The sequence below is a fragment of the Pseudomonas sp. MF6751 genome, from assembly GCF_016613265.1.
Classification (GTDB): Bacteria; Pseudomonadota; Gammaproteobacteria; order Pseudomonadales; family Pseudomonadaceae; genus Aquipseudomonas; species Aquipseudomonas fluorescens_BV.
On the sequence record NZ_JAENSV010000014.1, the window covers coordinates 42,863 to 65,242 of the forward strand.

The 22,380-nt window shown below is 57.7% G+C and carries 23 protein-coding genes, 1 tRNA gene and 2 pseudogenes; 21 read left to right on the forward strand and 5 right to left on the reverse strand.

Translation table 11 applies throughout. The features are described from left to right. Nucleotides 1-38: 38 nt before the first annotated feature. The gene (locus JJD66_RS13920; protein ID WP_003192030.1) at nucleotides 39-710 is read right to left on the reverse strand and encodes a Bax inhibitor-1/YccA family protein; all 672 of its coding nucleotides are present in this window, start codon (nucleotides 708-710) and stop codon (nucleotides 39-41) included. Between the two features lie 152 nt (nucleotides 711-862). On the opposite strand from JJD66_RS13920, the gene JJD66_RS13925 reads away from it, so the two are divergent. Further along, nucleotides 863-953 (forward strand) — tRNA-Ser (locus tag JJD66_RS13925). A 126-nt stretch (nucleotides 954-1,079) separates the two neighbouring features. On the opposite strand, the pseudogene JJD66_RS28065 reads toward JJD66_RS13925, so the two are convergent. Beyond that, a pseudogene (locus tag JJD66_RS28065) lies at nucleotides 1,080-1,394 on the reverse strand (integrase); the annotation flags it as partial. Between the two features lie 439 nt (nucleotides 1,395-1,833). Between JJD66_RS28065 and JJD66_RS13930 the strand changes: the two are divergent. The 5 genes from JJD66_RS13930 to JJD66_RS28485 all read left to right on the forward strand — a co-directional run bounded on the left by JJD66_RS13930 (nucleotide 1,834) and on the right by JJD66_RS28485 (nucleotide 5,236). Beyond that, nucleotides 1,834-2,217, forward strand: coding sequence for a Rap1a/Tai family immunity protein (locus JJD66_RS13930; RefSeq protein ID WP_200648393.1), 384 nt, complete (start codon nucleotides 1,834-1,836; stop codon nucleotides 2,215-2,217). A gap of 267 nt (nucleotides 2,218-2,484) precedes the next feature. Then, nucleotides 2,485-3,675 carry an NAD(P)/FAD-dependent oxidoreductase gene (locus JJD66_RS13935; protein ID WP_200648394.1) on the forward strand — a complete coding sequence of 397 codons (1,191 nt, stop codon included), beginning with the start codon at nucleotides 2,485-2,487 and terminating at the stop codon, nucleotides 3,673-3,675. Nucleotides 3,676-3,701: 26 nt separating this feature from the next. Then, nucleotides 3,702-4,094, forward strand: coding sequence for a hypothetical protein (locus tag JJD66_RS13940; protein ID WP_200648395.1), 393 nt, complete (start codon nucleotides 3,702-3,704; stop codon nucleotides 4,092-4,094). A gap of 16 nt (nucleotides 4,095-4,110) precedes the next feature. Next, a complete protein-coding gene (locus JJD66_RS13945; RefSeq protein ID WP_200648396.1) occupies nucleotides 4,111-4,935 on the forward strand; it encodes a methyltransferase domain-containing protein in 825 nt (274 codons plus the stop codon). Nucleotides 4,936-5,077: 142 nt separating this feature from the next. Beyond that, nucleotides 5,078-5,236 (forward strand): hypothetical protein, encoded by a 159-nt coding sequence (locus tag JJD66_RS28485; RefSeq protein ID WP_419789556.1) that lies wholly within the window; start codon nucleotides 5,078-5,080, stop codon nucleotides 5,234-5,236. Between the two features lie 148 nt (nucleotides 5,237-5,384). On the opposite strand, the pseudogene gloA reads toward JJD66_RS28485, so the two are convergent. Further along, a pseudogene (gene gloA / locus JJD66_RS13950) lies at nucleotides 5,385-5,779 on the reverse strand (lactoylglutathione lyase). Nucleotides 5,780-5,827: 48 nt separating this feature from the next. Next, a complete protein-coding gene (locus tag JJD66_RS13955; RefSeq protein WP_200648397.1) occupies nucleotides 5,828-6,124 on the reverse strand; it encodes a putative quinol monooxygenase in 297 nt (98 codons plus the stop codon). 115 nt (nucleotides 6,125-6,239) lie between these two features. Here JJD66_RS13955 and JJD66_RS13960 point away from each other — a divergent pair, with 115 nt between their 5' ends. The 5 genes from JJD66_RS13960 (at nucleotide 6,240) to JJD66_RS13980 (ending at nucleotide 11,104) form a co-directional block, all read left to right on the forward strand. Further along, on the forward strand, nucleotides 6,240-7,094 hold the full coding sequence (locus JJD66_RS13960; RefSeq protein WP_200648398.1) for a LysR family transcriptional regulator: 855 nt from the start codon (nucleotides 6,240-6,242) through the stop codon (nucleotides 7,092-7,094). Nucleotides 7,095-7,317: 223 nt separating this feature from the next. Continuing rightward, nucleotides 7,318-7,515, forward strand: a complete 198-nt coding sequence (locus tag JJD66_RS13965; RefSeq protein ID WP_014718870.1) for a hypothetical protein — start codon at nucleotides 7,318-7,320, stop codon at nucleotides 7,513-7,515. A gap of 194 nt (nucleotides 7,516-7,709) precedes the next feature. Further along, nucleotides 7,710-8,450, forward strand: coding sequence for a hypothetical protein (locus JJD66_RS13970; protein ID WP_200648399.1), 741 nt, complete (start codon nucleotides 7,710-7,712; stop codon nucleotides 8,448-8,450). A gap of 132 nt (nucleotides 8,451-8,582) precedes the next feature. Further along, nucleotides 8,583-8,858 carry a hypothetical protein gene (locus JJD66_RS13975; RefSeq protein ID WP_054917154.1) on the forward strand — a complete coding sequence of 92 codons (276 nt, stop codon included), beginning with the start codon at nucleotides 8,583-8,585 and terminating at the stop codon, nucleotides 8,856-8,858. A gap of 128 nt (nucleotides 8,859-8,986) precedes the next feature. Then, nucleotides 8,987-11,104, forward strand: a complete 2,118-nt coding sequence (locus JJD66_RS13980; RefSeq protein ID WP_200648400.1) for a TonB-dependent receptor family protein — start codon at nucleotides 8,987-8,989, stop codon at nucleotides 11,102-11,104. A gap of 1 nt (nucleotide 11,105) precedes the next feature. Here JJD66_RS13980 and JJD66_RS13985 read toward each other — a convergent pair whose 3' ends face one another. Further along, on the reverse strand, nucleotides 11,106-12,923 hold the full coding sequence (locus JJD66_RS13985) for a sigma-54-dependent Fis family transcriptional regulator (RefSeq protein WP_200648401.1): 1,818 nt from the start codon (nucleotides 12,921-12,923) through the stop codon (nucleotides 11,106-11,108). Between the two features lie 351 nt (nucleotides 12,924-13,274). Here JJD66_RS13985 and JJD66_RS13990 point away from each other — a divergent pair, with 351 nt between their 5' ends. From JJD66_RS13990 to JJD66_RS14035, 10 genes are all read left to right on the forward strand, one after another. Beyond that, nucleotides 13,275-14,369 carry an ABC transporter ATP-binding protein gene (locus tag JJD66_RS13990; RefSeq protein WP_105227134.1) on the forward strand — a complete coding sequence of 365 codons (1,095 nt, stop codon included), beginning with the start codon at nucleotides 13,275-13,277 and terminating at the stop codon, nucleotides 14,367-14,369. Further along, on the forward strand, nucleotides 14,369-15,466 hold the full coding sequence (locus JJD66_RS13995; RefSeq protein WP_200648402.1) for an ABC transporter ATP-binding protein: 1,098 nt from the start codon (nucleotides 14,369-14,371) through the stop codon (nucleotides 15,464-15,466). The genes JJD66_RS13990 and JJD66_RS13995 overlap by 1 nt, the downstream gene beginning before the upstream one ends. Next, complete coding sequence (locus JJD66_RS14000; protein ID WP_005789024.1) at nucleotides 15,463-16,329, forward strand: carbohydrate ABC transporter permease; 867 nt, start codon at nucleotides 15,463-15,465, stop codon at nucleotides 16,327-16,329. The genes JJD66_RS13995 and JJD66_RS14000 overlap by 4 nt, the downstream gene beginning before the upstream one ends. A gap of 10 nt (nucleotides 16,330-16,339) precedes the next feature. Then, nucleotides 16,340-17,140: a carbohydrate ABC transporter permease gene (locus JJD66_RS14005; protein ID WP_124387065.1), complete on the forward strand. Its 801-nt coding sequence runs from the start codon at nucleotides 16,340-16,342 to the stop codon at nucleotides 17,138-17,140. An 11-nt stretch (nucleotides 17,141-17,151) separates the two neighbouring features. Next, complete coding sequence (locus JJD66_RS14010; RefSeq protein ID WP_014718862.1) at nucleotides 17,152-17,424, forward strand: DUF2160 domain-containing protein; 273 nt, start codon at nucleotides 17,152-17,154, stop codon at nucleotides 17,422-17,424. Between the two features lie 48 nt (nucleotides 17,425-17,472). Further along, nucleotides 17,473-19,215 carry an ABC transporter substrate-binding protein gene (locus JJD66_RS14015; RefSeq protein ID WP_003192009.1) on the forward strand — a complete coding sequence of 581 codons (1,743 nt, stop codon included), beginning with the start codon at nucleotides 17,473-17,475 and terminating at the stop codon, nucleotides 19,213-19,215. A 143-nt stretch (nucleotides 19,216-19,358) separates the two neighbouring features. After that, the gene (gene relB / locus JJD66_RS14020; protein ID WP_105227131.1) at nucleotides 19,359-19,553 is read left to right on the forward strand and encodes a type II toxin-antitoxin system RelB family antitoxin; all 195 of its coding nucleotides are present in this window, start codon (nucleotides 19,359-19,361) and stop codon (nucleotides 19,551-19,553) included. Next, nucleotides 19,553-19,828 carry a type II toxin-antitoxin system RelE/ParE family toxin gene (locus JJD66_RS14025; RefSeq protein ID WP_105227130.1) on the forward strand — a complete coding sequence of 92 codons (276 nt, stop codon included), beginning with the start codon at nucleotides 19,553-19,555 and terminating at the stop codon, nucleotides 19,826-19,828. The genes relB and JJD66_RS14025 overlap by 1 nt, the downstream gene beginning before the upstream one ends. Nucleotides 19,829-20,037: 209 nt before the next feature. Continuing rightward, entirely contained in the window at nucleotides 20,038-21,417 is a 1,380-nt protein-coding gene (locus JJD66_RS14030; RefSeq protein ID WP_200648403.1) for an iron-containing redox enzyme family protein, read from the forward strand. A gap of 11 nt (nucleotides 21,418-21,428) precedes the next feature. Then, a complete protein-coding gene (locus JJD66_RS14035) occupies nucleotides 21,429-22,373 on the forward strand; it encodes a methyltransferase (protein WP_105227128.1) in 945 nt (314 codons plus the stop codon). The last annotated feature ends 7 nt before the right edge of the window (nucleotides 22,374-22,380 follow it).

The window sequence follows — 22,380 nt, forward strand, 5'->3', positions numbered from 1 at the left end:
ATCTTGCGATACGGGGCATTTTTTATAGCGCTTGCTGATCAGTCATCGCGGCTCATGATGCCGAAGATCTGCAACAGGCTGATGAACAGGTTGTAGATCGACACATACAGGCTGATGGTCGCCATGATGTAGTTACGCTCACCTCCGTGGATGATGGCGCTGGTCTGGAACAGGATGCACACCGAGGAAAACAGCACAAAACCCGCGCTGATCGCCAGTTGCAGGCCGCTGATCTGGAAGAACATGCTGGCCACCACCGCCGCCAGCAACACGAAGAAACCTGCGGTGATGAAGCCACCCAGGAAGCTCATGTCCTTACGGCTGATAAGCACGTAGGCCGACAGACCACCAAACACCAGGGCCGTCATGGCAAACGCCGAACTGACCACTTCCGCACCGCCGGCCATGCCCAGGTAACGGTTGAGGATCGGGCCGAGGATAAAGCCCATGAAACCGGTCAAGGCAAACGCCGACACCAGGCCCCAGGCCGAGTCACGCAGCTTGTTGGTCAGGAAAAACAGACCATAGAAGCCGATCAACACGACAAAGATATTCGGGTAGCCGACGCGCATCTGCTGGGCCACGTAAGCCATCACGCCGCTGAATGCGAGGGTAAGGGCGAGCAAGCCGTAGGTGTTGCGCAACACGCGGCTGACTTCAAGCTGCTCAGCCTGCGCGTTGCCATTCACTGCGTAATTCTGTTCGCGCATGGCGACACTCCTTCAGTTTTGAAACGTTCAGTCGCAAAGATCATAACAGACGCCTTGTAACAAGCGATGCAGAGAGTTTGACAGTGTGTTTCATTCGGGTATTATGGCGCCCGCTGACACGGGATGGGCTACTATAATCCCGTGATGCACAAGGGAAATTGGCAGAGTGGTTGAATGCACCGGTCTTGAAAACCGGCGGACGTTAATAGCGTCTCCAGGGTTCGAATCCCTGGTTTCCCGCCAAGATTTACACGAAAGCCCCGCGAAAGCGGGGCTTTTGCGTTTCTGGGGTTTGTCTCAGAAAAATCTCTACAGACTGATCGTTTTCGCATCATTTCCGGCAGTTTCCGTACATCTTGCTCATCGCGGTCAGCGCGTTGGCTTCGCAATCTCCCCGATACGTCGGTAAACCGTCTCGGTTATTCGCTTGTCCGTATGCCCCAGCAGGCGGCTGGCATCGCCCAGGTCCAGGATCTCACTGGCAGCTTTTGAGCGGATGTCTCGGAATCGAAACTGTCGAACACTGGATGCAAGAACACCATCGCCTGCCTCTCTGGCGATGGCGATTGCTGTGTCACGAGCGTCATCGAAGCGTAGGCGGAGCATGTGCTTAGTTACCTGCCTGCCGTCTTCGGTAATTATCAGGTAGGGGGTTCGTACGCCCCGGCAGCGGTGATGCTCAAGCTCTACGGCGCCCACATAGAGCGCAAGGTGTGGGGTCGGGACTGGGAACAGGCGTGGAATTTACCTGCTCGATGCCATTGAGGACATGGATATTCGCGTGTAGATGCCTGTTTGGCAGGTCGTTAATTCAGAAAAAGAATACCTGCAGGTATAAAGGTGTTGTTACGTTGGGTTGTTGATGTACTTGCCCGATAGTGCACAAGTAACGCGAACCGCACACGAAACCCCAAGTCCGCCCAAGAGCCGGTTTTTTTATGAGCTTGGTATATGCCTGATCTGTTGTAATGATGGCTATTGGGATTGCAGAAGAAATAGTCAGCGAGGTTTGTGTGTCATACCGGCGTTTCTGGCAACGAATCGCCGGGCTGCATCAGCATGGGTTTTTCGCGTCGTTCTTTTGTACATGCTAGTGTTCTCGCCAAACCAAAGAGGGATCGACATGCGGGTTTTGATGGCGGCTGTAACGATAATTGGATTGCTGGCAAGCAATGCGGTATTCGCTGAAAATAATGCCGGAACAAGATTTTTAAGCGGATGCAAGGTTGCCTTACGCTTTTTTGAAACGAAACATATGGCTGCGGACGACAATCAAGTTGATATGGGTTACTGCGTGGGTGTGGTTGCTGGGGTTCGTGAAACTCTTCAATATCTTACCGGGGGAGCTGTAAACAAGTTCCCCGGTATTTGCTTACCTGAAAACTACGTTGATCAAATGGGCGTACAGGCAATCGTCAAGCACTCTGAAGGTCGCTCTGATCTCTCAACGAAAAGACCTACGCTAACAGTATTGCTCGCACTCAAAGCTGAGTACCCCTGTAAATAGCACCACATCCACACTGGATGCCTGGCCAGGACGATAGCATGTTGTACGCCCGCTTCCGACACAAAGCTGTGTTTCGCAGAAGGCAGCAATCGGCCGAAGCGATCGCTTATTATTTAAAAAACAATGACGATTTACGGCGCTTTGTAAAGAACATATTCACTTGGCGATTAGTGCGTTTTTTCTTATCGCGACTTCATCCTTGCCCCCGTCCGTTCTCGGCTACCATTCATGTCGAATGGGTATTGCATACGCCATGGAGGGCGGATTATGCAGAAGCGGATAATTATTGTGGGCGGTGGCCTGGGCGGCACGATGCTTGCTAATCAACTAGTCACCAAGCTCTATCCTGAAATTCTGCGGGGGGAGCTGAAGATAGTTCTGCTCTCTAACTCTGAGGACCACTTCTACAAGCCCGCCTTCATGTACGTTGCATTCAATCTTTTTTTTCAGGAAGAGCTCAAACGTCCAGAGCGCTCATTGTTACGTCCGGAAATAGATTTTCAAGTCGACGAGGTAATTCGTTTTGACTTCGCCAGACAAGAGCTGAGAACCCTTAGTGGAAAGCGTCATGGCTATGATTTTCTGGTGATCGCCACCGGTTGCGTACCTGCTCCGGAACGTATCGAAGGCCTCAAGGAGGCCGGCGACCACTTCTACCAATACGAGCCAGCGCGACAACTGGCTCAACGTCTAAGTACTATTGAAAAAGGTCGAGTTTTTGTCACGGTCTCCTTTCCCCAGACCCCCAATGTACCGCATCAGTGCGGCATTGCTCCCATCGAAACGACGTTGATGCTTGATGACTTCCTTCGGCGTCGCGGCGTCAGGGACAAGGTAGATATCATTTACACCTATCCCACTACTGCCCAGTTGTTGCGCAATTGCTTATTCCTACAACGACCCACCGGGGAGATTTTGCCGGGGATTTTCGAACAGAAGAATATTCGCTTTCAACAGGGTTTCACACTGAGCAGAGTCGACCCGGAACAACGAATAGCTTACTCGGAAGAGGGAGATGCACAGCCGTTCGACATTCTGATGGCGACCCCGCCGATTCGTGCAGTTGATGTGGTGCTTGAGTCCGGTGTTTCACAGGCTCAGAACAATGAAGGCTGGCTGCCAACTCATCATGAGACGCTACAGGTCTATGGGCTTGAAGGCGTTTATGTGATCGGTGACACGGTCGATCTACCAGTCAGTAAGGCGGGTGGGGCTTGCCACAACCAGGCGCCGGTGATTGCCAACAATATCGCCGCTGAAATCCGCTTGGGTAGCCCCAATGCAGTGTATGACGGGCGTGTCCAAGCTGTGGCGCAGATGGGCCTAAATGCTGGGATGCCACTTTGGTACGACTATGCCCACGATGTGATGCCGACCCCGCCAAGTAAACTGGGTGGCCTTCTGCGCAATGGATTCAATCGCGGCCTTTATTGGGCTGTGGCTCGCGGAATGCTTTAACCACGCACAGGGAGGAGTAAATTCACATGGATGTCTTCAATGAGTCACTCGCAAAGAGTGCAGATAGTAATACCGACTCGCTAGACCAGAATGCGGGGATAGAGGCATTACTGGACAAGCTGAAACCGCTTCTGGATGGTGGGCGTCTGGACAATCTGGTCGACCTGCTGTCACTGATATCCGACACCGTAGACCTGCTTGACCTCGCCACTGTGGAAAAACTCGCCCGGTTGTTCGAGAGCACCTCCGCCGTCACCTGGAGTCTTGGAAATGCGCTACGCATGGCCACGGCTGAGACTGCCGCAGAGGCGGCGCCTCCCAACCTCTATGGGTTGCTGTCGCTCCTGCGCGAAACGGACACCCGCCGTGGCGTTGCACTGCTCCTCAGAACTTTGAATGTCATTGGACGACAACTCTGATCGGAAGGAATCACGTATGGACATTAAGCCTCAGCCGTCCACGGCAAGGCCTAGTAATACTCAATGGGACCCTCAGGCCTATCTGAAATTTGCTCGACTACGGGAGCGTCCGGTGGTCGAGTTACTGGACCATATTTGCTTGGAAAACCCAGAACGAATCTATGACTTGGGATGCGGTACTGGCATTGCCACGCACCTCCTGGCCAAGCGCTGGCCGCATGCCGATCTGACGGGAGTCGATAGCTCGGCAGAGATGCTTGGTGAGGCCAGCTATCTGCCGATCAAGGCCCTTTGGCATAAAAGCGACTTACAGAGTTGGCAGGCAGAGCAACCTGCTGACCTACTGTTTGCTGCTGCAGTACTGCATTTCATCAGTGATCACGACGTGTTGCTGCCACGCCTGCTGCGGCAACTCAACCCTGGAGGTTGTCTAGCAGCACACATGCCGAATTGGCGTGACGCGCTGTGGTATCAATTGATGCTAGAAACTCTTGATCACGCAGGACTCGACGGCGGTCCATTGGGTACAGTGGAGTTACGTCGGTTCATGGCTGAGCGCCCGGTGCTATCGCTGGATCGTTATTACCGTTTGCTGGCACCACTGACCAAGGATTTGGATATCTGGGAGACTGAACACCTACAGGTGGTGGAAGGTCAGTCGCCGATTTTCGATTGGGTCAAGGTTTCGGCGCTACGGCCGGTGCTCTTGGCGCTGGATGAGTTCGAGCGGCAGTGTTTCCTAGATCACTTCCTGAAGCTGGTTCATGAGTATTACCCGCCTGAGGGGGATGGGCGAACGTTGTTTCCGTTCAAACGCATCTTTATTCTCGCTACCGTCTGAGTATTTATGCCGGAACGCAGTTGATGTGTGACTTTGCTCATCTTTTGCAATCAATGGCGTTTACAGTCATCGTCACTTGATGGGCCGCTAGTGAGTGAGGAAACAGTGCGGTTGCTCGATGAGACCGCCGGACTTTTTTATGATGGTGCAAGACAGTCTGTGGGACTCAGCTCTTCTTGGGATTTGCAGATTAGCTGATCCGCCACAGATGTCCGGGAAACAAAACCTCTCGATTCAAGCTTTACCACCCCTGATTACAAACGAGAGGGCGCGACAACAAGTTGTTAGCGTATGGTTCTAGGGGGAGGTAGGCTTCGGTCAGTTTTTTTGCGGCCAACGACCATCGCACGGACGATCATGATCAGGCGTTCCAGCCTTGTTGGCGCAGCTACTTTACCAAGCGAAGAATCGTCACTCGTGAAAGGTCCGTCTGGATTTCGGCGTGACTTTCAATCGAATTGGGTTCCTTTCTGAATCAGCTCGATTTTGAATCCGTCGGGGTCCTCAAGAAACGCGATCAACGTGCGCCCGTGCTTCATCACCCCAGCTTCGCGGGTTACGAGGTAGCCCATTTTTTTGCTTGGGCACAAGTTGCAGCCACGTCCGCCACCTCTATTGCAATATGGCCAAAGCCGTCACCCAAGGTATATGCATTTCGATCCCAGTTGTGAGTCAACTCCAGTACCGGGGAATCCTGTTCACTACCGTAACCGACGAACGCCAATGTGAATCGTCCCTCCGGGTAGTCCTTACGTCGTTGCAGGCGCATACCTAAAACTTGTGTATAGAAGCCAAGCGCGATCTCGAGATCGGCTACACGTAGCATGGAGTGCAAAATTCGCATGGAACCTCTCCGTTAAGGGTCCGGCAACATTGCGCCGGACCAAGAAGGTTAACCTTCGATGCGGTAGCCCTTAAATAAGAACACCGGGCCAAAGGCATAGTTGTCGATTAGCTCGTAGAACCGGGCGATCGTTTCGTTTTTGCAGTGTTGAAGGAACGCCGCCTCGTCGGTGTATACCTCGTCCAGGTAGAAGCGATTACGGTTGTTCTCATCGCGAATTACCTCAAAGCGAAGCGTGCCTGGCTCGTTTTCCAAGGAGCCATTTGCATCGAACAGACCCGCGCTGGCAAACGCTTCGCGCTTGTCAGAAGGAACGTCAAATTGGACCAGTACGTGATAAGTCATAGCTATTTTCCTCATTAAGAATCGCTGGAAGCGATTGCGTCGAGGATGGTAGGCTGAGCGTACAGTCATTAAAAGTGACTAATAGTCAAATGGTCGCTCACAAAAAGAGAATGCGTTGAAACTCTCTCAATTAGGCTTTTTCTGTGCAGTAGTAGAGCGTGGCACCGTCGCAGCCGCGGCAGCTCAATTGCACTGCGTACCGTCGAACGTTACTACTCGTCTGCGTGAGCTGGAGGACCAGCTAGGCGTGGCTTTGTTTAATCGCGAAAAAAACCGTCTACTAGTGACGCCGGAAGGGCGTCTGCTGTACCGCAATGCCAAGCAGCTTTTGGCACTGGCAGATAAAACGCGTTCGCTCTTTACCGACGATGATGTGAGAGGCGTGCTCCGTGTGGGCGCGCTAGACGTAGCGCTGGATAACCACCTGCCTCAAAGACTTGCACGCTATCGCGGTGAGGCGCCATTGGTGGAGTTGCACATTCGCCCTGAGCACTCCTTAATGTTAGAGCGTCTACTCATGGAGGGTGAGTTGGACCTGATACTCACTGACGGCCCAATTGTGCATCCGCTGTTGGTTAGTCGTCTGGCCTTTCGTGAGCGCTTAGTGAGGGTTACGCCTATCAACCTGACGACTCCAACCATTGATGATTTGGCCAGGCTCGAGCTATATGTATTCGGCCATACGTGCCATTACCGTCGTCAAATAGATCACTGGCTGGAGATGAGTGGTATAGAGCCGCAAGTGACATTGGAGATGGAGTCGTACCCAAGCATCTTTGCCTGTATCGAGGCGGGGCTAGGTTTCGCCTGCGTGCCAGAAAGCGTCGTCGCGCAGGTTTCTCTTACGAAGAAAAAGGTTCATGCCGAAGCCGTTGCTAGTTTGGACTCAAGTGATATCCACTTCGTCTGGCGGAAAAATCAAGCATCTCCTTTGATTCAGAGTTTCATTGACAGTATTAGCTCTAGTTAATGTAAGTGTAATCCACCAAGTTACTCTGAATGTCCTTGGCTTCGTACGCTGTTCCTCGAGCGCGACGTCACGCTGTAACACCAATGGGCGCCGGATCGAGTACAAGGTTGAGCTGGTGACTGACGGTTGTACCACCATTCGTCTAACGCCCGGCACTCTCAATCCCGTTGCAGCCTCTGAATCTTAAGCACGGATATCCCGAGCCTATGAACGGAGTGCCAGCATGGAAATCAACGAAAAAGCCCCAGGCAATATTTCCCAGCAAGCGGTTACCCGGGGCACCGATAACGAAACAGGGCACGACCCGCGGCGTGATGAGGACAATATCCCGCTGCCGCCGGACGACGAGGCGCCTCTTGAAGAAGATATGTCGGATGTGGACGCGGCCGACTCAGTAGCTACTGAACATCCCAAGACCTGAAGGCGTTCAGGCAAACGAGCCCGGCCCCGTGCCGGGCTTTGTCTGCTGGTCACCGTGGTCTCGTTCACCTCCCTGTTGCTGTAGTCCTATGCTGATCTGACCCGCACCGCTGCACTTTTTTCCATTTTGCTGATCTACCCCTGTCCCGGCCACCCGACTCCCGCGCGTGGCCCACAGAATCAGACCCGGTGCCGATGGATCGAACGTTAACGGTTTTTACCACCCGATGGCCGCTGTTGCTGGCTGCGATGTTCGCGCTGTGCGCAGTGGGCTGCAGCCAGCAGCAGGGCCGCGATATCGCCAGGCAGTTCAGCGATGGCAAGCCCGATGAATTCTTCCAGACCAGCGTCGATCGCATGGCCACCCTGGGGATGCGTGACAACCTGCAAAGCCTCTACTTGCTGATGAGCAAGCTCTACCTGCGCAACCCCAACCAGTGGCGTCAATCGGGCTATCCGGATGCGGTGACCGCCGCCCGGCAAATCCGCCAGGCCATCGAAAATCGCCAACCCTTGCCCGCACTGGGAGATCGTAGTGACCTGGCTGCACTGAGTTATTCCTTGAGCCCTGACTTTCGGGGCGACCGCGTCGGCGCGTTCACCTACGCGATTGGCAGCATGCTCGTGACCGCTCACGGCGGGCGTACGCAGTTTTATGTGACCGACTCGATCAACCCGCAGTTTGTCAGCAATGCCGCGCGCAATATCGAAAAGGCCACCTGGCTGCTCAGTCAGCGTCAGGATGCCAATGGCGTGCTGCTGTTGTTTTCCAACGAGATATCAGAGGAGGGCAGTAACCTCAGTTTTGCCGTTGAGTTCGGCAAGATCGTCGCGCGTTTGGACCTGCTTACCCAAATCCTTGATGAGCGTTACCGGCGCATTGGCCTCAATTACGCACAAAGCCTGTTGCTGATGAACTTCCTGCCGGTGCAGTGAGGCCATTGCATGGACCAATCGGTGCGGTGTTTCCCTTTCCGTTGTAGGAAGCGGCCTATCTTGCCTCGCGCTGCTTGAAACGCCTGCCTGCGGGCAATAGCCTCGGATTTTTCTTAAACACGAGGCCCTCCCTTGGGTAAACGAAAAACGGTTTGGCCCACGGATCGCGAAATACGCTTGCGGTTTATCCTCTATGCGGTGATTGACGCCGCGACCGCCCAGGGCGTGTCTGCCGAGTTATTGCTGCCGGCGCATAAGTTATTGCGTGACTCGCCCACGGAAGTCCAGTTGCGCGACACCTTGGGGGAGATTCTCGCCACTGACGAAATGTATGGCTTCCGCTTTCCGCCGGGGTCGGATGCCGATGACCTGATGCGGGCATTGGCAACGCCTGACGGGCAAACCTGATCCATCCTGTTTTTAAAACGCCCCTGTCCGTCATCAAGGAGTGACCTGACGGGCATGCCTGCCTTCCCATCACTGTTCGCGTGGTGGGTTTGGCCCGGCACGTTCCCGGATTCCAAGGACCTGCCCCAATGCTGCTGCGCCACCCCCCGTTTATTTTCGCCGCCTTGACCCTCAGTTCGCTGGTACAGGCTGAAAGCCTGCAATTGGCGCCGGTTGAAGTCACCACGGCTGAGGCCAGCGCCGCAGAAATCGCCCAGGCACAACTCAAAAGCGTGCCCGGTGGCACTAATTACATCGATATGGACAGCGTGCAACAGGGACGGGTCAGCACCAACGAGGATGTCTTCAAGTACCAGGCCGGTGTTTACGCCAAGGCGGCCAATAACGAGGGGGTGAAGGTGTCCATTCGTGGCTCGGGCCTGAACCGCGCCCCCGGTGCCCATGCCTCCGGTCTGTATGAAATGTTCGACGGCCTGCCGCTTACCGGCCCAGGCGGCACGCCCTATGAGCTCAAGGACCCGCTGTGGCAAAGCCGGGTAGAGGTGCTGCGTGGCGCCAACGGGTTCGATCAGGGTGCGTTGGCCTTGGGCGGTGCGGTCAACTACGTCACCCGCACCGGCTTGGACGCGCCCAAGCTACAGGTGCGCTATGAGGTCGGCAGTCGCGGCTATGCCCAGCGTGAAGTCAGTTCCGGGCAAGTGCTGGGGGACGCCGACTATTACATCAGCCTCACCGATTCGGAGTCCGACGGTTATCAGCACCAAAGCGCTGGTACCGGCAAGGGCATCGCCGCCAACTTCGGCTACCGCTTTAACCCGGACCTGGAAACGCGCTTCTACTTGCGTTATCGCGAAACCACCAACGATTCTCCCGGCAGGCTCACGCGTGACCAGATCAGCCATGATCCGCGTGCCGCCAACAGCCTCAACGCCGCCCGCGATTCAAAGCGCCTGCAACCGGGCTCTACCTGGATTGCCAACAAGACCACCTTGCGGTTGGACGATAACGCTCGGGTCGAGGTCGGGCTGGCCTATCACGATTACCCCATGGACCTGCGCGAAGGCACCAACCGCCTCAAAGTTGCCTACACCGATATCAGCGGCACCCTGAATTACATCCGCCAGGACAGCCTGTTCGGCCATGCCAGCACCACCACTCTCGGCCTGCGTACTACCCAGGCGATGCCGAACAATGGCGCGTCGGAATACGTGCGCATCCCTGCGGGCAATACTGCCATTTATGCCCCCGGCACCAAGACCCGCGACTACAGCTACCTGGGCTCCGATACTGTGCTGCATGTAGGCAACGAGCTGGAACTGGTGGAGGATCTGTGGCTGACCACCGGCCTTGCCGCCATCTATACGCGCCGCGAAACCCAGGTCACTTACCCCGACGGCCAGGCACCGCTCAGTCAGCATGATTGGGACTACGCGCCGCGCATTGGCCTGCGTTACGACTTCACCCCGCAGCTGCAGATTTACGGCAACCTGAGCCGCTCGGTAGAGCCCCCGCACGCGTGGTCGATGATCTGGGGTTCGAACAAATACTTTGGCCCGGGCAGTGGGGCAGCTACGGGATTGCAGCGCGAAGGCGTGAAACTGCGCAATCAGACCGCTACCACCCTGGAAATTGGCGGGCGCGGTGAAGCCTGGCTCGGCCAATGGGACCTGGCACTCTATCGCTCGGAAGTTCGCCACGAGCTGCTTTCCGTGGAGACCCAGGCCCAGACTGCCACCAGCAACGCTATCATCGCCGAATCCAACGCCAGCCCCACCGTGCACCAGGGCGTGGAACTGAGCCTGCTCAGCCCGCTGTGGGACGGCGGCGGCAGCGGTAAGCTCGAGCTGCGCCAGGCCTACACCTTCAGCGACTTCCACTACCGCGACGACGAGCGTTTCGGCGACAACACCTTGCCCGGCATTCCCAAGCACTATTACCAGGCGCAACTGCGCTACAGCCACCCGACGGGTTTCTACACCAGCCTCAATACCGAGCATGCATCACGGGTAGCGGTGGACTACGCCAATTCCTACTACGCGGCGGCCTACACCACCCTCGGCGCCACTTTCGGCTACGACGCGCCCAAGCAGGACTGGCAAGCCTGGGTCGACCTGCGCAACCTCACCAACCGCCGTTACGCCAACACCGTCACGCCGGGCTACGACGACAAAGGCATGGACGCTGCACGCTCCACCCCCGCTGACGGGCGGGGTATCTACACCGGCGTTTCCTGGAGCTGGCGTTAAATCAACCTTCGTGTTGGCGCAGGCGCTTGTACAGGGTGTTGCGACTCACCCCCAGCTCTCGCGCCAGGTGGGAAATATTCCCGCCCACGGCTTCCAGGCGTTGGCTCAGGTCGAGACTTTCATCCAGGTGTTCAGGTTTAGGCAGCGGCACTGTCGCTTGCATATCCACAAAAAAATCATCGGGCAGGTGCTCTGCGCGGATCGGCTGCTCCTCGGCCATTGCCAGCGCCACCTGCAACACGCTGCTCACCTGGCGTAAATTTCCCGGCCACGGGTGTTGCTCGAATAGCCTTAGCACCTCGGCGCTCAGCCCGGCCCATTGCGTCGGCTCGCGGTGTTGCTGCCACAGTTGCTGGAACAGCGCCTGCTTGTCGGTACGCTCGCGCAACGGCGGCAATTCCAGGGTCAGGCCGCCGATGCGGTAGTACAAGTCCTCGCGAAAGCGCCCGGCCTGCACCAGCTCGCGCAGTGCGCGGTTGGTCGCCGAGATGATGCGCAAGTCCACCGGGAACACCTCGCTACTGCCCACCGGCTGAACACAGCGCTCCTGCAATACCCGTAACAGGCGGGCCTGGGTGGGCAGCGGCATATCGCCGATTTCGTCGAGAAACAGCGTGCCCTTGTCCGCCTTGCGGATCAGGCCGATGCTGCCTTTTTGGTTGGCACCGGTGAAGGCGCCTTTTTCGTAGCCGAACAGTTCCGATTCCACCAGTTCTGCGGGAATCGCCGCACAGTTCACTGCGATTAACGCCTGCCGGCTGCGGGAACTGGCCTGGTGCAAGGCTTTGACGAACACCTCTTTGCCCACGCCGGTCTCGCCGTGAATCAACAACGGAATGTCTTTTTCCAGCAGGCGCTCGGCCTGGCGCACGGCTTTTTCCACGCGCGCATCGCCAAAATGCAGGGTCTGGAGGTTGATCGACGTCGGTGTTGGCGGCGGTGGTTGGCTGAACACCCGCGCCTGCACGGGCATCTGCTTGGGCCGCTTCAATAGGCACTGGAACCGATTGCGTCCCGCCGCTTGCAACGCAAAGGGCAGCCCTTCCGGCTGGTTGAGCAACTCCAGCAGCGACACCTTGAATAGACTGTCGATCATCACCCGCGACAGGCTGATGCCCAGCAAGTTATCCGCACGCCGATTGGCCGAGAGCACCTGGCCGCTTTCATCAAAGATCAGCAGGCCGGCCCATTGGCTGTCGAGGTTGCTCAGGCCGGTGTTGAAGGTCAGTTGGAAATGTTCGCCGCGAAACAGGTTGAGGATCAGCCGGTTTTCCACGGTCTGGCTCATCATCTTGACCATGCCCAGGGTGTGGGAGGGCGGCAGGTAACTGTCGCTGGACACGTCCAGCACCGCGATGATTTCGCGCTGGGCGTCGAAAATCGGTGCCGCGGAACCGGTCATGAAGCGGTTGGCCTTGAGGAAGTGTTCATCGTGCTCAATATGCACGGCCTGGGCGCAGGCCAGTGCGGTGCCGATGGCATTGGTGCCACTGGCGCGTTCCATCCAACTGGCGCCGGGGCTGAAGCCACGGGCCAGCGTGGGTTCGATAAACCGCTGGGTGCCCCACGAGGTCAGCACCTGGCCCTGATTGTCGGCCAGCATGATCAGGCAATTGGAATTGCTGAGGATGTTCTCGTAGTAGGGCAATACTTCCTGGTGGGTGGTCTGCACCAGGGAATGCTGGCTTTCCAGGAGCTGGCGAATGCCTTCGGCGGGCAGTTGGTCAAAGCTGGGGGCGCTCTGGTGGTCCAGGCCGTAGGCGCGGCAACGGCGCCAGGATTCCTGGATAAGGGTGTCGTGGGTCAAGGGTTCGGCCATCGTGCGACCTTCTTTATTATTGTTGTCGGGTCTTGCGCCATCTAACGTCGGACATCGAACAATGTGGGAGCGGGCTTGCCCGCGATGGCAGAGGGTCAGGCACAGCATCTACAAACTGATGCACCGCCATCGCGGGCAAGCCCGCTCCCACATTTGATCTTCGTCGCGCATAAAGTGTTGTTCACAACTGTTCATTGTCAACCCCGGCAGTGTTCAGTTGTTCAGCCGGATTGTTCACGCCTGAACATCATGATTCACCCATCTCCTTACACATCAAGCGCTTGCGGTTTTGGCACGAAACTCGCTCTGACAACGGACCAGATTCATTCCAATAATAAAAAAGGTCGTGTCATGTCATTGACCCTGGAACATGTCTCCCGCGTTGTCGACGGCCAAACCTGGATCGACGACGCCAACCTGCGGTTCGAAGCCGGTTCTTTCAACGTCCTGCTCGGTCGCACCCTGTCGGGCAAGACCAGCCTGATGCGCCTGATGGCCGGCCTGGACAAGCCCGACAGCGGCTGCATCCTGATGAACGGCGTGGATGTCACGCAAAAGCCGGTGCGCCTGCGCAATGTGTCGATGGTCTACCAGCAGTTCATCAACTATCCGACCATGACCGTGTTCGAGAACATCGCCTCGCCGTTGCGTCAGGCCGGTGTGTCCCAGGAGGTGATCCAGAGCAAGGTGCTGGAAACCGCCAAGATGCTGCGCATCGAGAAATTCCTGCAGCGCCACCCCCTGGAATTGTCCGGTGGCCAGCAGCAACGCACCGCCATGGCCCGCGCCCTGGTGAAAGACGCCGAACTGATTCTGTTCGATGAGCCGCTGGTCAACCTGGACTACAAACTGCGCGAAGAGCTGCGTCAGGAAATGCGCGAACTGTTCAAGGCGCGCCACACCATCGCCATTTACGCCACCACCGAGCCCAACGAGGCCCTGGCCTTGGGTGGCACCACCACCATTCTTCACGAGGGGCGAGTGATTCAGAGCGGCAAGGCCGCCGAGGTCTACCACCAGCCGCAAACGGTCCTCGCCGCTGAGCTGTTCTCCGAGCCGCCGATCAACCTGATGCCAGGGCGCATCAGCGGCAACGAAGTGAGCTTCGCCAATTTCGTGCATTTCCCACTCAATGTTGACCTGCGTCCTATCGGCGAAGGCGAATTCCGCTTTGGCGTGCGCCCCAGCCATATCAGCCTGGTGCCCAGCAACGATGATGACCTGGAGCTGGCGGTGACCGTGGAAGTCGCCGAAATCAGCGGCTCGGAAACCTTCCTGCATGTGCGCAGTGAGCATTTCCTGCTGGTGCTGCACCTGCCGGGGGTGCATGAATACGATGTCGACGCGCCGATCCGCGTGTATATCCCCACCCATAAACTGTTTGTGTTCGATGGTCAGGGCCGCTTGGTCCAGGCCCCCGGACGCCGTGTCGCGAGGGTTGCCTGATGGCCGAGATCCATTTGCGCAACCTGGCCCATAGCTACAGCCCTACGCCTACAGGGCCAGAAGACTACGCCATTCGGGAAATGAACCATGTGTGGGAGCAGGGCGGTGCCTACGCCTTGCTCGGGCCGTCAGGCTGCGGCAAGTCCACGCTGCTCAATATCATTTCCGGCCTGCTCAGCCCGTCCGAAGGCCAGGTGCTGTTTGATACTCAGGTGGTCAACGAGCTCACCCCGGAAAAACGCAATATCGCCCAGGTGTTCCAGTTCCCGGTGGTGTACGACACCATGACGGTGTTCGACAACCTGGCGTTTCCGCTGCGCAACCAGGGCATGGCCGAAGCGAAAATTCACAGCAAGGTGCAGGAAATTGCCGAAGTCCTCGACCTGCAAAACCTGCTGAGCAAAAAAGCCCGCAACCTCACGGCCGACGAAAAACAGAAAGTCTCCATGGGCCGTGGCCTGGTGCGCGATGACGTGTCGGCCATTCTGTTCGATGAGCCGCTGACGGTGATCGACCCGCACCTGAAGTGGAAACTGCGGCGCAAGCTCAAGCAGATTCACGAGCAGTTCAATATCACCATGGTCTACGTTACCCACGATCAACTGGAAGCCTCCACCTTCGCCGACAAGATCGCGGTGATGTACGGCGGGCAGATTGTGCAGTTCGGTACGCCGCGTGAATTGTTCGAGCGGCCCAGCCACACCTTTGTCGGTTACTTCATCGGCAGCCCTGGGATGAATCTGATCGAGGTGCAGGCCAAGGCTGGCGGTGTAGGGTTCGCCAATACCCTGTTGCCGCTGTCCGAAGCGGTGCAGCAACGTCTCGACACCACCGACTACAAAAAGCTCCAGGTCGGCATTCGTCCGGAATTTATCCACGTGTGGGACGAGTACAACCCTGACGCCCTGCAAGCCGATGTTGTACATGTGGAAGACCTCGGCACCTACAAGATCATGACCCTCAACCTCGATGGCGCCACCCTCAAGGTGCGCCTGGCCGAGGACAAGCCGGTGCCGGAAGGGAAGGCCTCCATCAGCTTCCCCGCGCAATGGCTGATGCTCTACGCCGACGATTACCTGCTGGAGGTGGCGCCATGAACAAGGTGCAGAACAACAAGGCCTGGTGGCTGGTGCTGCCGGTGTTCCTGCTGGTGGCGTTCAGTGCGGTGATCCCGATGATGACCGTGGTCAACTATTCGGTGCAGGACATTTTCGACCAATCCAGCCGCTATTTCGTCGGGGCCGACTGGTACAAGCAGGTGCTGCTCGACCCGCGCCTGCACGACTCGCTGCTGCGCCAGTTCATCTACTCGGCCTGCGTGCTGTTGATCGAGATCCCGCTGGGCATCGCCATCGCCCTGACCATGCCCACCAAGGGCCGCTGGTCCTCGCTGGTGCTGATCATCCTCGCCATTCCCTTGCTGATTCCGTGGAACGTGGTCGGCACTATCTGGCAGATTTTTGGTCGCGCCGACATCGGCCTGCTGGGCTCGACCCTCAATGCCATGGGCATCAGCTACAACTATGCGGCCAACACCATGGACGCCTGGGTCACCGTGCTGGTGATGGACGTATGGCACTGGACCTCATTGGTGGCGCTGCTGTGCTACTCCGGCTTGCGCGCTATTCCCGATGTGTACTACCAGGCCGCGCGGATTGATCGTGCATCGGCTTGGGCGGTGTTCCGACATATCCAGTTGCCGAAGATGAAAAGCGTGCTGCTGATCGCGGTGATGCTGCGCTTCATGGACAGCTTCATGATCTATACCGAACCTTTCGTGCTCACCGGCGGCGGGCCGGGTAATGCCACCACCTTCCTGAGTCAGACGCTTACTCAAATGGCCGTCGGCCAATTCGACCTGGGCCCGGCGGCGGCGTTTTCCCTGGTGTACTTCCTGATCATCCTGTTGGTGTCCTGGCTGTTCTACACCGCCATGACCCATTCCGACGCCAACCGCTGAGGCCGCCAACATGAGCAAACGCAAGCTGGTTCCATTACTGATCTACATCCTGTTCCTGCTGGTGCCGATCTACTGGCTGTTGAACATGTCCTTCAAGAGCAACACCGAAATCCTCGGCGGCCTGACCCTGTTTCCGCAGGATTTCACCCTGGCCAACTACAAGGTGATCTTCACCGACCCGAGCTGGTACACCGGCTACCTCAACTCGCTGTACTACGTGAGCCTGAACACGGTGATCTCCCTGAGCGTGGCGCTACCAGCGGCGTATGCGTTCTCGCGCTACCGCTTCCTGGGTGACAAGCACCTGTTCTTCTGGCTGCTGACCAACCGCATGGCGCCGCCGGCGGTGTTTCTGCTGCCATTCTTCCAGCTGTATTCCTCCATCGGCCTGTTCGATACGCACATCGCCGTAGCCCTGGCTCACTGCCTGTTCAACGTGCCATTGGCGGTATGGATCCTGGAAGGCTTCATGTCCGGCGTACCCAAGGAAATCGACGAAACCGCCTACATCGACGGCTATAGTTTTCCCAAGTTCTTCGTGAAGATTTTTATCCCGCTGATCGGCTCCGGTATCGGTGTTACGGCGTTTTTCTGTTTCATGTTTTCCTGGGTAGAACTGCTGCTGGCGCGCACGCTCACCTCGGTCAACGCCAAACCCATCGCAGCGGTGATGACCCGTACGGTGTCGGCTTCCGGCATTGATTGGGGCGTGCTGGCAGCGGCGGGGGTGTTGACCATCCTGCCGGGCATGCTGGTGATCTGGTTTGTTCGCAACCACGTGGCCAAGGGCTTTGCCCTGGGCCGGGTCTAGAGGAGTCGATGATGGAATGGATGGCCTGGACCACCCCCACTGCGCTGTTCTTTGGCGGCATTGCCCTGATTCTGGCGGGCATGACCACTTGGGAATTGCGTTCGCCGAGTATCCCGCGGCGCGGTTTGCTGCCGATCAGTACCACCCGTGGCGATCGCTTGTTTATCGGTCTTCTCGGCAGCGCCTACCTGCATTTGCTGGTCATTGGCGTTACCGACTGGAGCATCTGGGTGGCGTCCGCGCTCTCCCTTGTTTGGCTGTTGAGTGTGATGCGTTGGGGCTAGCAAGCTCGCTCCTGCAAGCCCCCGTTTGAAATTAACCTGGAGGTCTCTATGTTGAATAAAAACAATAAGCTGCGACATAGCATTTCATTGGCCGCCGTACTGGCCCTCAGTGGTTTGAGCGCTTCGGCCTGGGCCGATGCGTATGAAGATGCCGCGAAAAAATGGATCGGCAGCGAGTTCAAACCCTCGACCCTTACCGAAGCCCAACAGCTTGAAGAGTTGAAGTGGTTTATCAAGGCGTCGGAGCCGTTCCGTGGGATGAAGATCAACGTGGTGTCGGAAACCCTCACCACCCACGAGTACGAATCCAAGGTGCTGGCCAAGGCCTTCAGTGAAATCACCGGCATCAAGCTGACCCACGACCTGCTGCAGGAAGGCGATGTGGTGGAGAAGCTGCAAACTCAGATGCAGTCCGACAAGAATATCTATGACGGCTGGGTCAACGATTCCGACTTGATCGGTACGCACTTTCGCTACGGCAAGACCGAATCCATCACCGACCTGATGGCCAACGAAGGCAAGGACTTCACCTCGCCCACCCTGGACCTCAAGGACTTTATCGGCCTGTCTTTCACCACCGCGCCGGACGGCAAGATCTACCAGTTGCCCGACCAGCAGTTCGCCAACCTCTATTGGTTCCGCGCCGACTGGTTCGAGCGGCCGGAGCTGAAGGCCAAGTTCAAGGAGAAATACGGCTACGACCTGGGCGTGCCGGTGAACTGGTCGGCTTATGAAGACATCGCCAAGTTCTTCAGCGAAGACGTCAAGGAAATCGACGGCAAGCGCATTTATGGGCATATGGACTACGGCAAGAAAGACCCGTCCCTGGGCTGGCGTTTCACCGATGCCTGGTTCTCCATGGCCGGCGGCGGCGACAAAGGCTTGCCCAACGGCTTGCCGGTGGACGAGTGGGGCATCCGTGTAGAGGACTGCCACCCGGTGGGCTCCAGCGTCACCCGTGGCGGCGACACCAACGGCCCGGCGGCGGTGTTCGCCACGCAGAAGTACGTGGACTGGATGAAAGCCTACGCGCCACCGGAAGCGGCGGGCATGACCTTCTCCGAATCCGGCCCGGTGCCGTCCCAGGGCAACATCGCCCAGCAGATCTTCTGGTACACCGCGTTTACCGCCGACATGGTCAAGCCGGGCCTGCCGGTGGTAAATGCCGACGGTACGCCAAAATGGCGCATGGCACCGTCCCCAGTCGGGCCGTATTGGGAAAAGGGCATGAAGAAGGGCTATCAGGACGTAGGTTCCTGGACCTTCCTCAAGTCCACGCCCGAAAAGCAGAAACTCGCGGCCTGGCTCTACGCGCAATTCGTGACCTCAAAAACGGTGTCGCTGAAGAAAACCATCGTTGGCCTGACGCCGATTCGTGAGTCCGATATCAACTCCCAGGCCATGACCGACATGGCGCCCAAACTCGGGGGGCTGGTGGAGTTCTACCGCAGCCCGGCCCGCACCGAGTGGTCCCCGACGGGCACCAACGTGCCGGACTACCCGCGCCTGGCGCAACTGTGGTGGAGCAATATCGCCGCAGCGGCCAGCGGCGAGAAGACCCCGCAACAGGCGCTGGACAACCTGGCCAAGGAGCAGGATGCGATCATGACGCGCCTGGAACGCTCCAAGGTGCAACCGGTGTGCGGCCCGAAAATGAACCCCGAGCGTGACGCGCAATACTGGTTCGACCAGCCGGGTGCACCGAAGCCGAAACTGGCCAACGAAAAGCCCAAGGGCGAAACCGTGAACTACAACGACCTGCTCAAGCAGTGGGAGGCGGCGCGTAAGTAATTTCGCTGAATGAGCTGAACACAACGGCACGCTTGCGTGCCGTTGTTTTTTTGTGGGTGAGCTACCTGCATTTCATCTGGTGCTCCGAGACAGCTTGCTAGCTTGGGACTAAACTGCTGAGCATTCATACAGGAGGTCATCTTATGGGTGTTCCACTTTCCCCAATTGTTTCCGAATTTGAAACCGAGGAGCAGGCAAATAGTCATGATCTTTGGTTTCGCGCCAAAGTCGAAAAAAGCTTGGCCAATCCCGGACCCGGTGTACCCCATGACGAAGTCATGGCGAGGGTCGAGGCGATTATCCTTGAAGCAGAACGTAAGCAGAGGGCCAAAGCCTGATGTTAAGCGTTGTTTGGCTTGATGAGGCTATCAGCGACCTGATTGACATCGTTACTTTCATTGCAGAAGAGAATCCTGGGGCGGCGCGACGTATCAAGACACGTCTTGAAGGTGCGCCTCTGCCACTGACCGAGCATCCTTACCTGTATCCGAACGGCCGTGTGCCCGGTACGCGGGAGGTCGTCGTTCACCCCAATTACGTCCTGGTGTATCGAGTAACAGCAGAGCGCATCGAGATAGTCAGCGTGTTGCACGCTCGGCAAGAGTATCCCTGATTTTCTCCTCATATCGCGTGGGGCACGATTTAGTGACCCAATGTCCCCATCTCAATAGCACTGCGACCGCTTGTCCCCACGTTAACAATCCAATCTGAATTTTCCGCACATCTCAAGGTTCTGCATCTTAGAAGCGCATGTTTTCAAGCGCTCTTGCAGGGCCACCTTGTGGGAGGCCCGTTGTAACGGACTTTGCGGAAACTGCCATCATGACACTCCTCACAGCGCTGTCAGGCCAGCCGGCCTCTCTCATCGACTCGGCCCAGGGTCGCCATCAACGGGTGTACCAACAGCTGCATGGCGAAGCCCGGGACGCAGCTGAGCTGGCACGTGAATACCTGCAGGATCAATTGGCCCTGGTGGAGGCAACCGACGGCGATTTGCCTGAGGCCCCCGAACAGCTGATGGCCTGGGTCGAGCAACGCTGCGCCGAGGTGGCCCAGGCCTATGCCGACTACCTTGAGCAGCGCCGGCAAGGGGGGCCACGTCGGTATTTTCAGAACAAGGCCCATGCGTTGTACTTTCTGCAGCGTGTTGCACCCACCAAACAGGTCGACGGCGCCTGGCTCTATGGCTTGCTGCGCTATTGGCAAGACCAGCGCTTCGACGGCCTGCTCACCACTTACCTGGAAGAATTGGGCGATGGTGAAGCCGCGCAGAACCATGTGGTGATCTACCGCAAGTTGCTCAGCGAGCACGATGCCGATAGCGAAGCCGGCCTGGAGGATGACCATTACCTGCAAGGCGCGCTGCAACTGGCGCTTGGCGTGTGCGCCGACGAGTTCCTGCCGGAGGTTATTGGCTTCAACCTGGGTTACGAGCAACTGCCGCTGCACCTGTTGATCACCGCCTATGAACTCAGTGAGCTGGGTATCGACCCTTATTACTTCACGCTGCATGTCACCATCGACAACGCCAGCAGCGGCCACGCGAGCAAGGCGGCGCAATCGGTGCTGAACCTGTTGCCGCTAGGCGAGGGCAGGGCGGATTTTTATCGTCGCGTGGCCGCAGGCTACCGCCTGAACGATCTGGGGCCGGGTACTACGGCTGTGATCAAACAGTTCAACCTGCAGGACGAGGTGGTGGCGATGCTCGAACGCAAGCGCGCCTTCGGCCAGCACATGCATTCGGACTATTGCCGCTTCGAAGGGCAGACCGTCAACCAATGGCTGGCTCAGCCTGGGCAGATCGGCGCGTTCCTCAAGGCCCTCGAAGACAAAGGCTGGATCAAACACAACCAGGACCCCGCCAACAGCCGCTTCTGGCAATTGGTCGAGGGCGCTGGAGCCGCGATGTTCGGGGTGTTCAGCGGTTATGAAAAACAACTGATCCATGACTGGATTGCGGGTGAATGGGTTGCCAGCGAACGCGTGCCGCCCGTGCGGCCGGGACGCGGCAGCCGGTTTTCCCGCGAGCAGCATCGTCCCGCGGATCCTGATACCCAGGCCCTGGCGGAATCGTTGTGCAACTTGCCCGATGTGCAACAGCTCAATGCACTGATCCCGTGGCTGTCGGCACGCCGTCACTGCACGCCTGCCGGGCTGTATGCCACTCGCCGCTTTATCCAACTGCGCGCGCGCCTGCGCTAAGGAATGTGCCTATGTCTGCGCAACAGCTGGCTGATCGTGCCTTGTTGAATTTGGGCCGCGGGTTGAAGGAGGGTGGTTATCGCTTTATCACGCCAACGCCCTTGACCCATGAGCGTGTCTATCGGCGGCTGGCGACGCCCCTGGCAATGACGCTGCGCGATGTGTTCGGTTGGTCGATGCCGTTCGATCAAGGCCTGTTGCCCGAGGCCCTGCGTGAAGAATTGCAGCAAGCGGATGTGATCGAAAAGCACGGCGCGTTATGGCGCAGCTCAGTGCGATGGTCGAGCCTCGACGAGCTGCTGTTCGCCCATTCTCCTTATCCCACCGACCAGGCGGACGCGGTGTTTTTCGGCCCCGACAGCTACCGCTTTGCCCACGTGATCGAAGCCTATCTGCAACAGCGTTTCGAGCCGCTCAAGCGCGCTGTGGACATTGGCTGTGGCGCCGGTGTCGGCGCGCTGGTGATTGCTAAAGCCCGGCATGACGCCCAGGTGCTGGCGGTGGATATCAACCCGCGTGCCCTGCGCATGACCGCGGTGAATGCCGAGCTGGCCGCGCTGAATAACGTCAGCGTGTACCACAGTGACGTGCTGGCCAGTGTGGAGGGCGAATTCGACCTGATCGTCGCCAACCCGCCGTACATGAAAGATGACCGCCAGCGCGCCTATCGCCATGGCGGCGGCGCCTTGGGGGAGCAGTTGTCGCTGCGCATCGTCAGTGAGTCCATCGGGCGCCTGGCCCTGGGCGGTAGCCTGTTGCTGTATACCGGGGTGGCGATGGTGGCCGGCAGCGACCCCTTCCTGGAGGCAGTCAAGCCGCTGCTGGGCAGCGACGCCTACGGCTGGACCTACCGCGAACTGGACCCGGACGTTTTCGGTGAAGAACTGGAAAAGCCAGGCTATGAGCAGGTGGAGCGCATCGCCGTGGTCGCACTGACTGTCACCCGATTGCGCTGAATACCCG

Excerpts from the sequence above, each read along its gene's own strand:
- JJD66_RS13920 (WP_003192030.1), bottom strand. The coding sequence starts at position 710 with ATGCGCGAACAGAATTACGCAGTGAATGGCAACGCGCAGGCTGAGCAG.
- JJD66_RS13930 (WP_200648393.1), top strand. The coding sequence starts at position 1,834 with ATGCGGGTTTTGATGGCGGCTGTAACGATAATTGGATTGCTGGCAAGC.
- JJD66_RS13935 (WP_200648394.1), top strand. The coding sequence starts at position 2,485 with ATGCAGAAGCGGATAATTATTGTGGGCGGTGGCCTGGGCGGCACGATG.
- JJD66_RS13940 (WP_200648395.1), top strand. The coding sequence starts at position 3,702 with ATGGATGTCTTCAATGAGTCACTCGCAAAGAGTGCAGATAGTAATACC.
- JJD66_RS13945 (WP_200648396.1), top strand. The coding sequence starts at position 4,111 with ATGGACATTAAGCCTCAGCCGTCCACGGCAAGGCCTAGTAATACTCAA.
- JJD66_RS28485 (WP_419789556.1), top strand. The coding sequence starts at position 5,078 with ATGGTGCAAGACAGTCTGTGGGACTCAGCTCTTCTTGGGATTTGCAGA.
- JJD66_RS13955 (WP_200648397.1), bottom strand. The coding sequence starts at position 6,124 with ATGACTTATCACGTACTGGTCCAATTTGACGTTCCTTCTGACAAGCGC.
- JJD66_RS13965 (WP_014718870.1), top strand. The coding sequence starts at position 7,318 with ATGGAAATCAACGAAAAAGCCCCAGGCAATATTTCCCAGCAAGCGGTT.
- JJD66_RS13970 (WP_200648399.1), top strand. The coding sequence starts at position 7,710 with ATGGATCGAACGTTAACGGTTTTTACCACCCGATGGCCGCTGTTGCTG.
- JJD66_RS13980 (WP_200648400.1), top strand. The coding sequence starts at position 8,987 with ATGCTGCTGCGCCACCCCCCGTTTATTTTCGCCGCCTTGACCCTCAGT.
- JJD66_RS13985 (WP_200648401.1), bottom strand. The coding sequence starts at position 12,923 with ATGGCCGAACCCTTGACCCACGACACCCTTATCCAGGAATCCTGGCGC.
- JJD66_RS13990 (WP_105227134.1), top strand. The coding sequence starts at position 13,275 with ATGTCATTGACCCTGGAACATGTCTCCCGCGTTGTCGACGGCCAAACC.
- JJD66_RS13995 (WP_200648402.1), top strand. The coding sequence starts at position 14,369 with ATGGCCGAGATCCATTTGCGCAACCTGGCCCATAGCTACAGCCCTACG.
- JJD66_RS14000 (WP_005789024.1), top strand. The coding sequence starts at position 15,463 with ATGAACAAGGTGCAGAACAACAAGGCCTGGTGGCTGGTGCTGCCGGTG.
- JJD66_RS14005 (WP_124387065.1), top strand. The coding sequence starts at position 16,340 with ATGAGCAAACGCAAGCTGGTTCCATTACTGATCTACATCCTGTTCCTG.
- JJD66_RS14010 (WP_014718862.1), top strand. The coding sequence starts at position 17,152 with ATGGAATGGATGGCCTGGACCACCCCCACTGCGCTGTTCTTTGGCGGC.
- JJD66_RS14015 (WP_003192009.1), top strand. The coding sequence starts at position 17,473 with ATGTTGAATAAAAACAATAAGCTGCGACATAGCATTTCATTGGCCGCC.
- relB (WP_105227131.1), top strand. The coding sequence starts at position 19,359 with ATGGGTGTTCCACTTTCCCCAATTGTTTCCGAATTTGAAACCGAGGAG.
- JJD66_RS14025 (WP_105227130.1), top strand. The coding sequence starts at position 19,553 with ATGTTAAGCGTTGTTTGGCTTGATGAGGCTATCAGCGACCTGATTGAC.
- JJD66_RS14030 (WP_200648403.1), top strand. The coding sequence starts at position 20,038 with ATGACACTCCTCACAGCGCTGTCAGGCCAGCCGGCCTCTCTCATCGAC.
- JJD66_RS14035 (WP_105227128.1), top strand. The coding sequence starts at position 21,429 with ATGTCTGCGCAACAGCTGGCTGATCGTGCCTTGTTGAATTTGGGCCGC.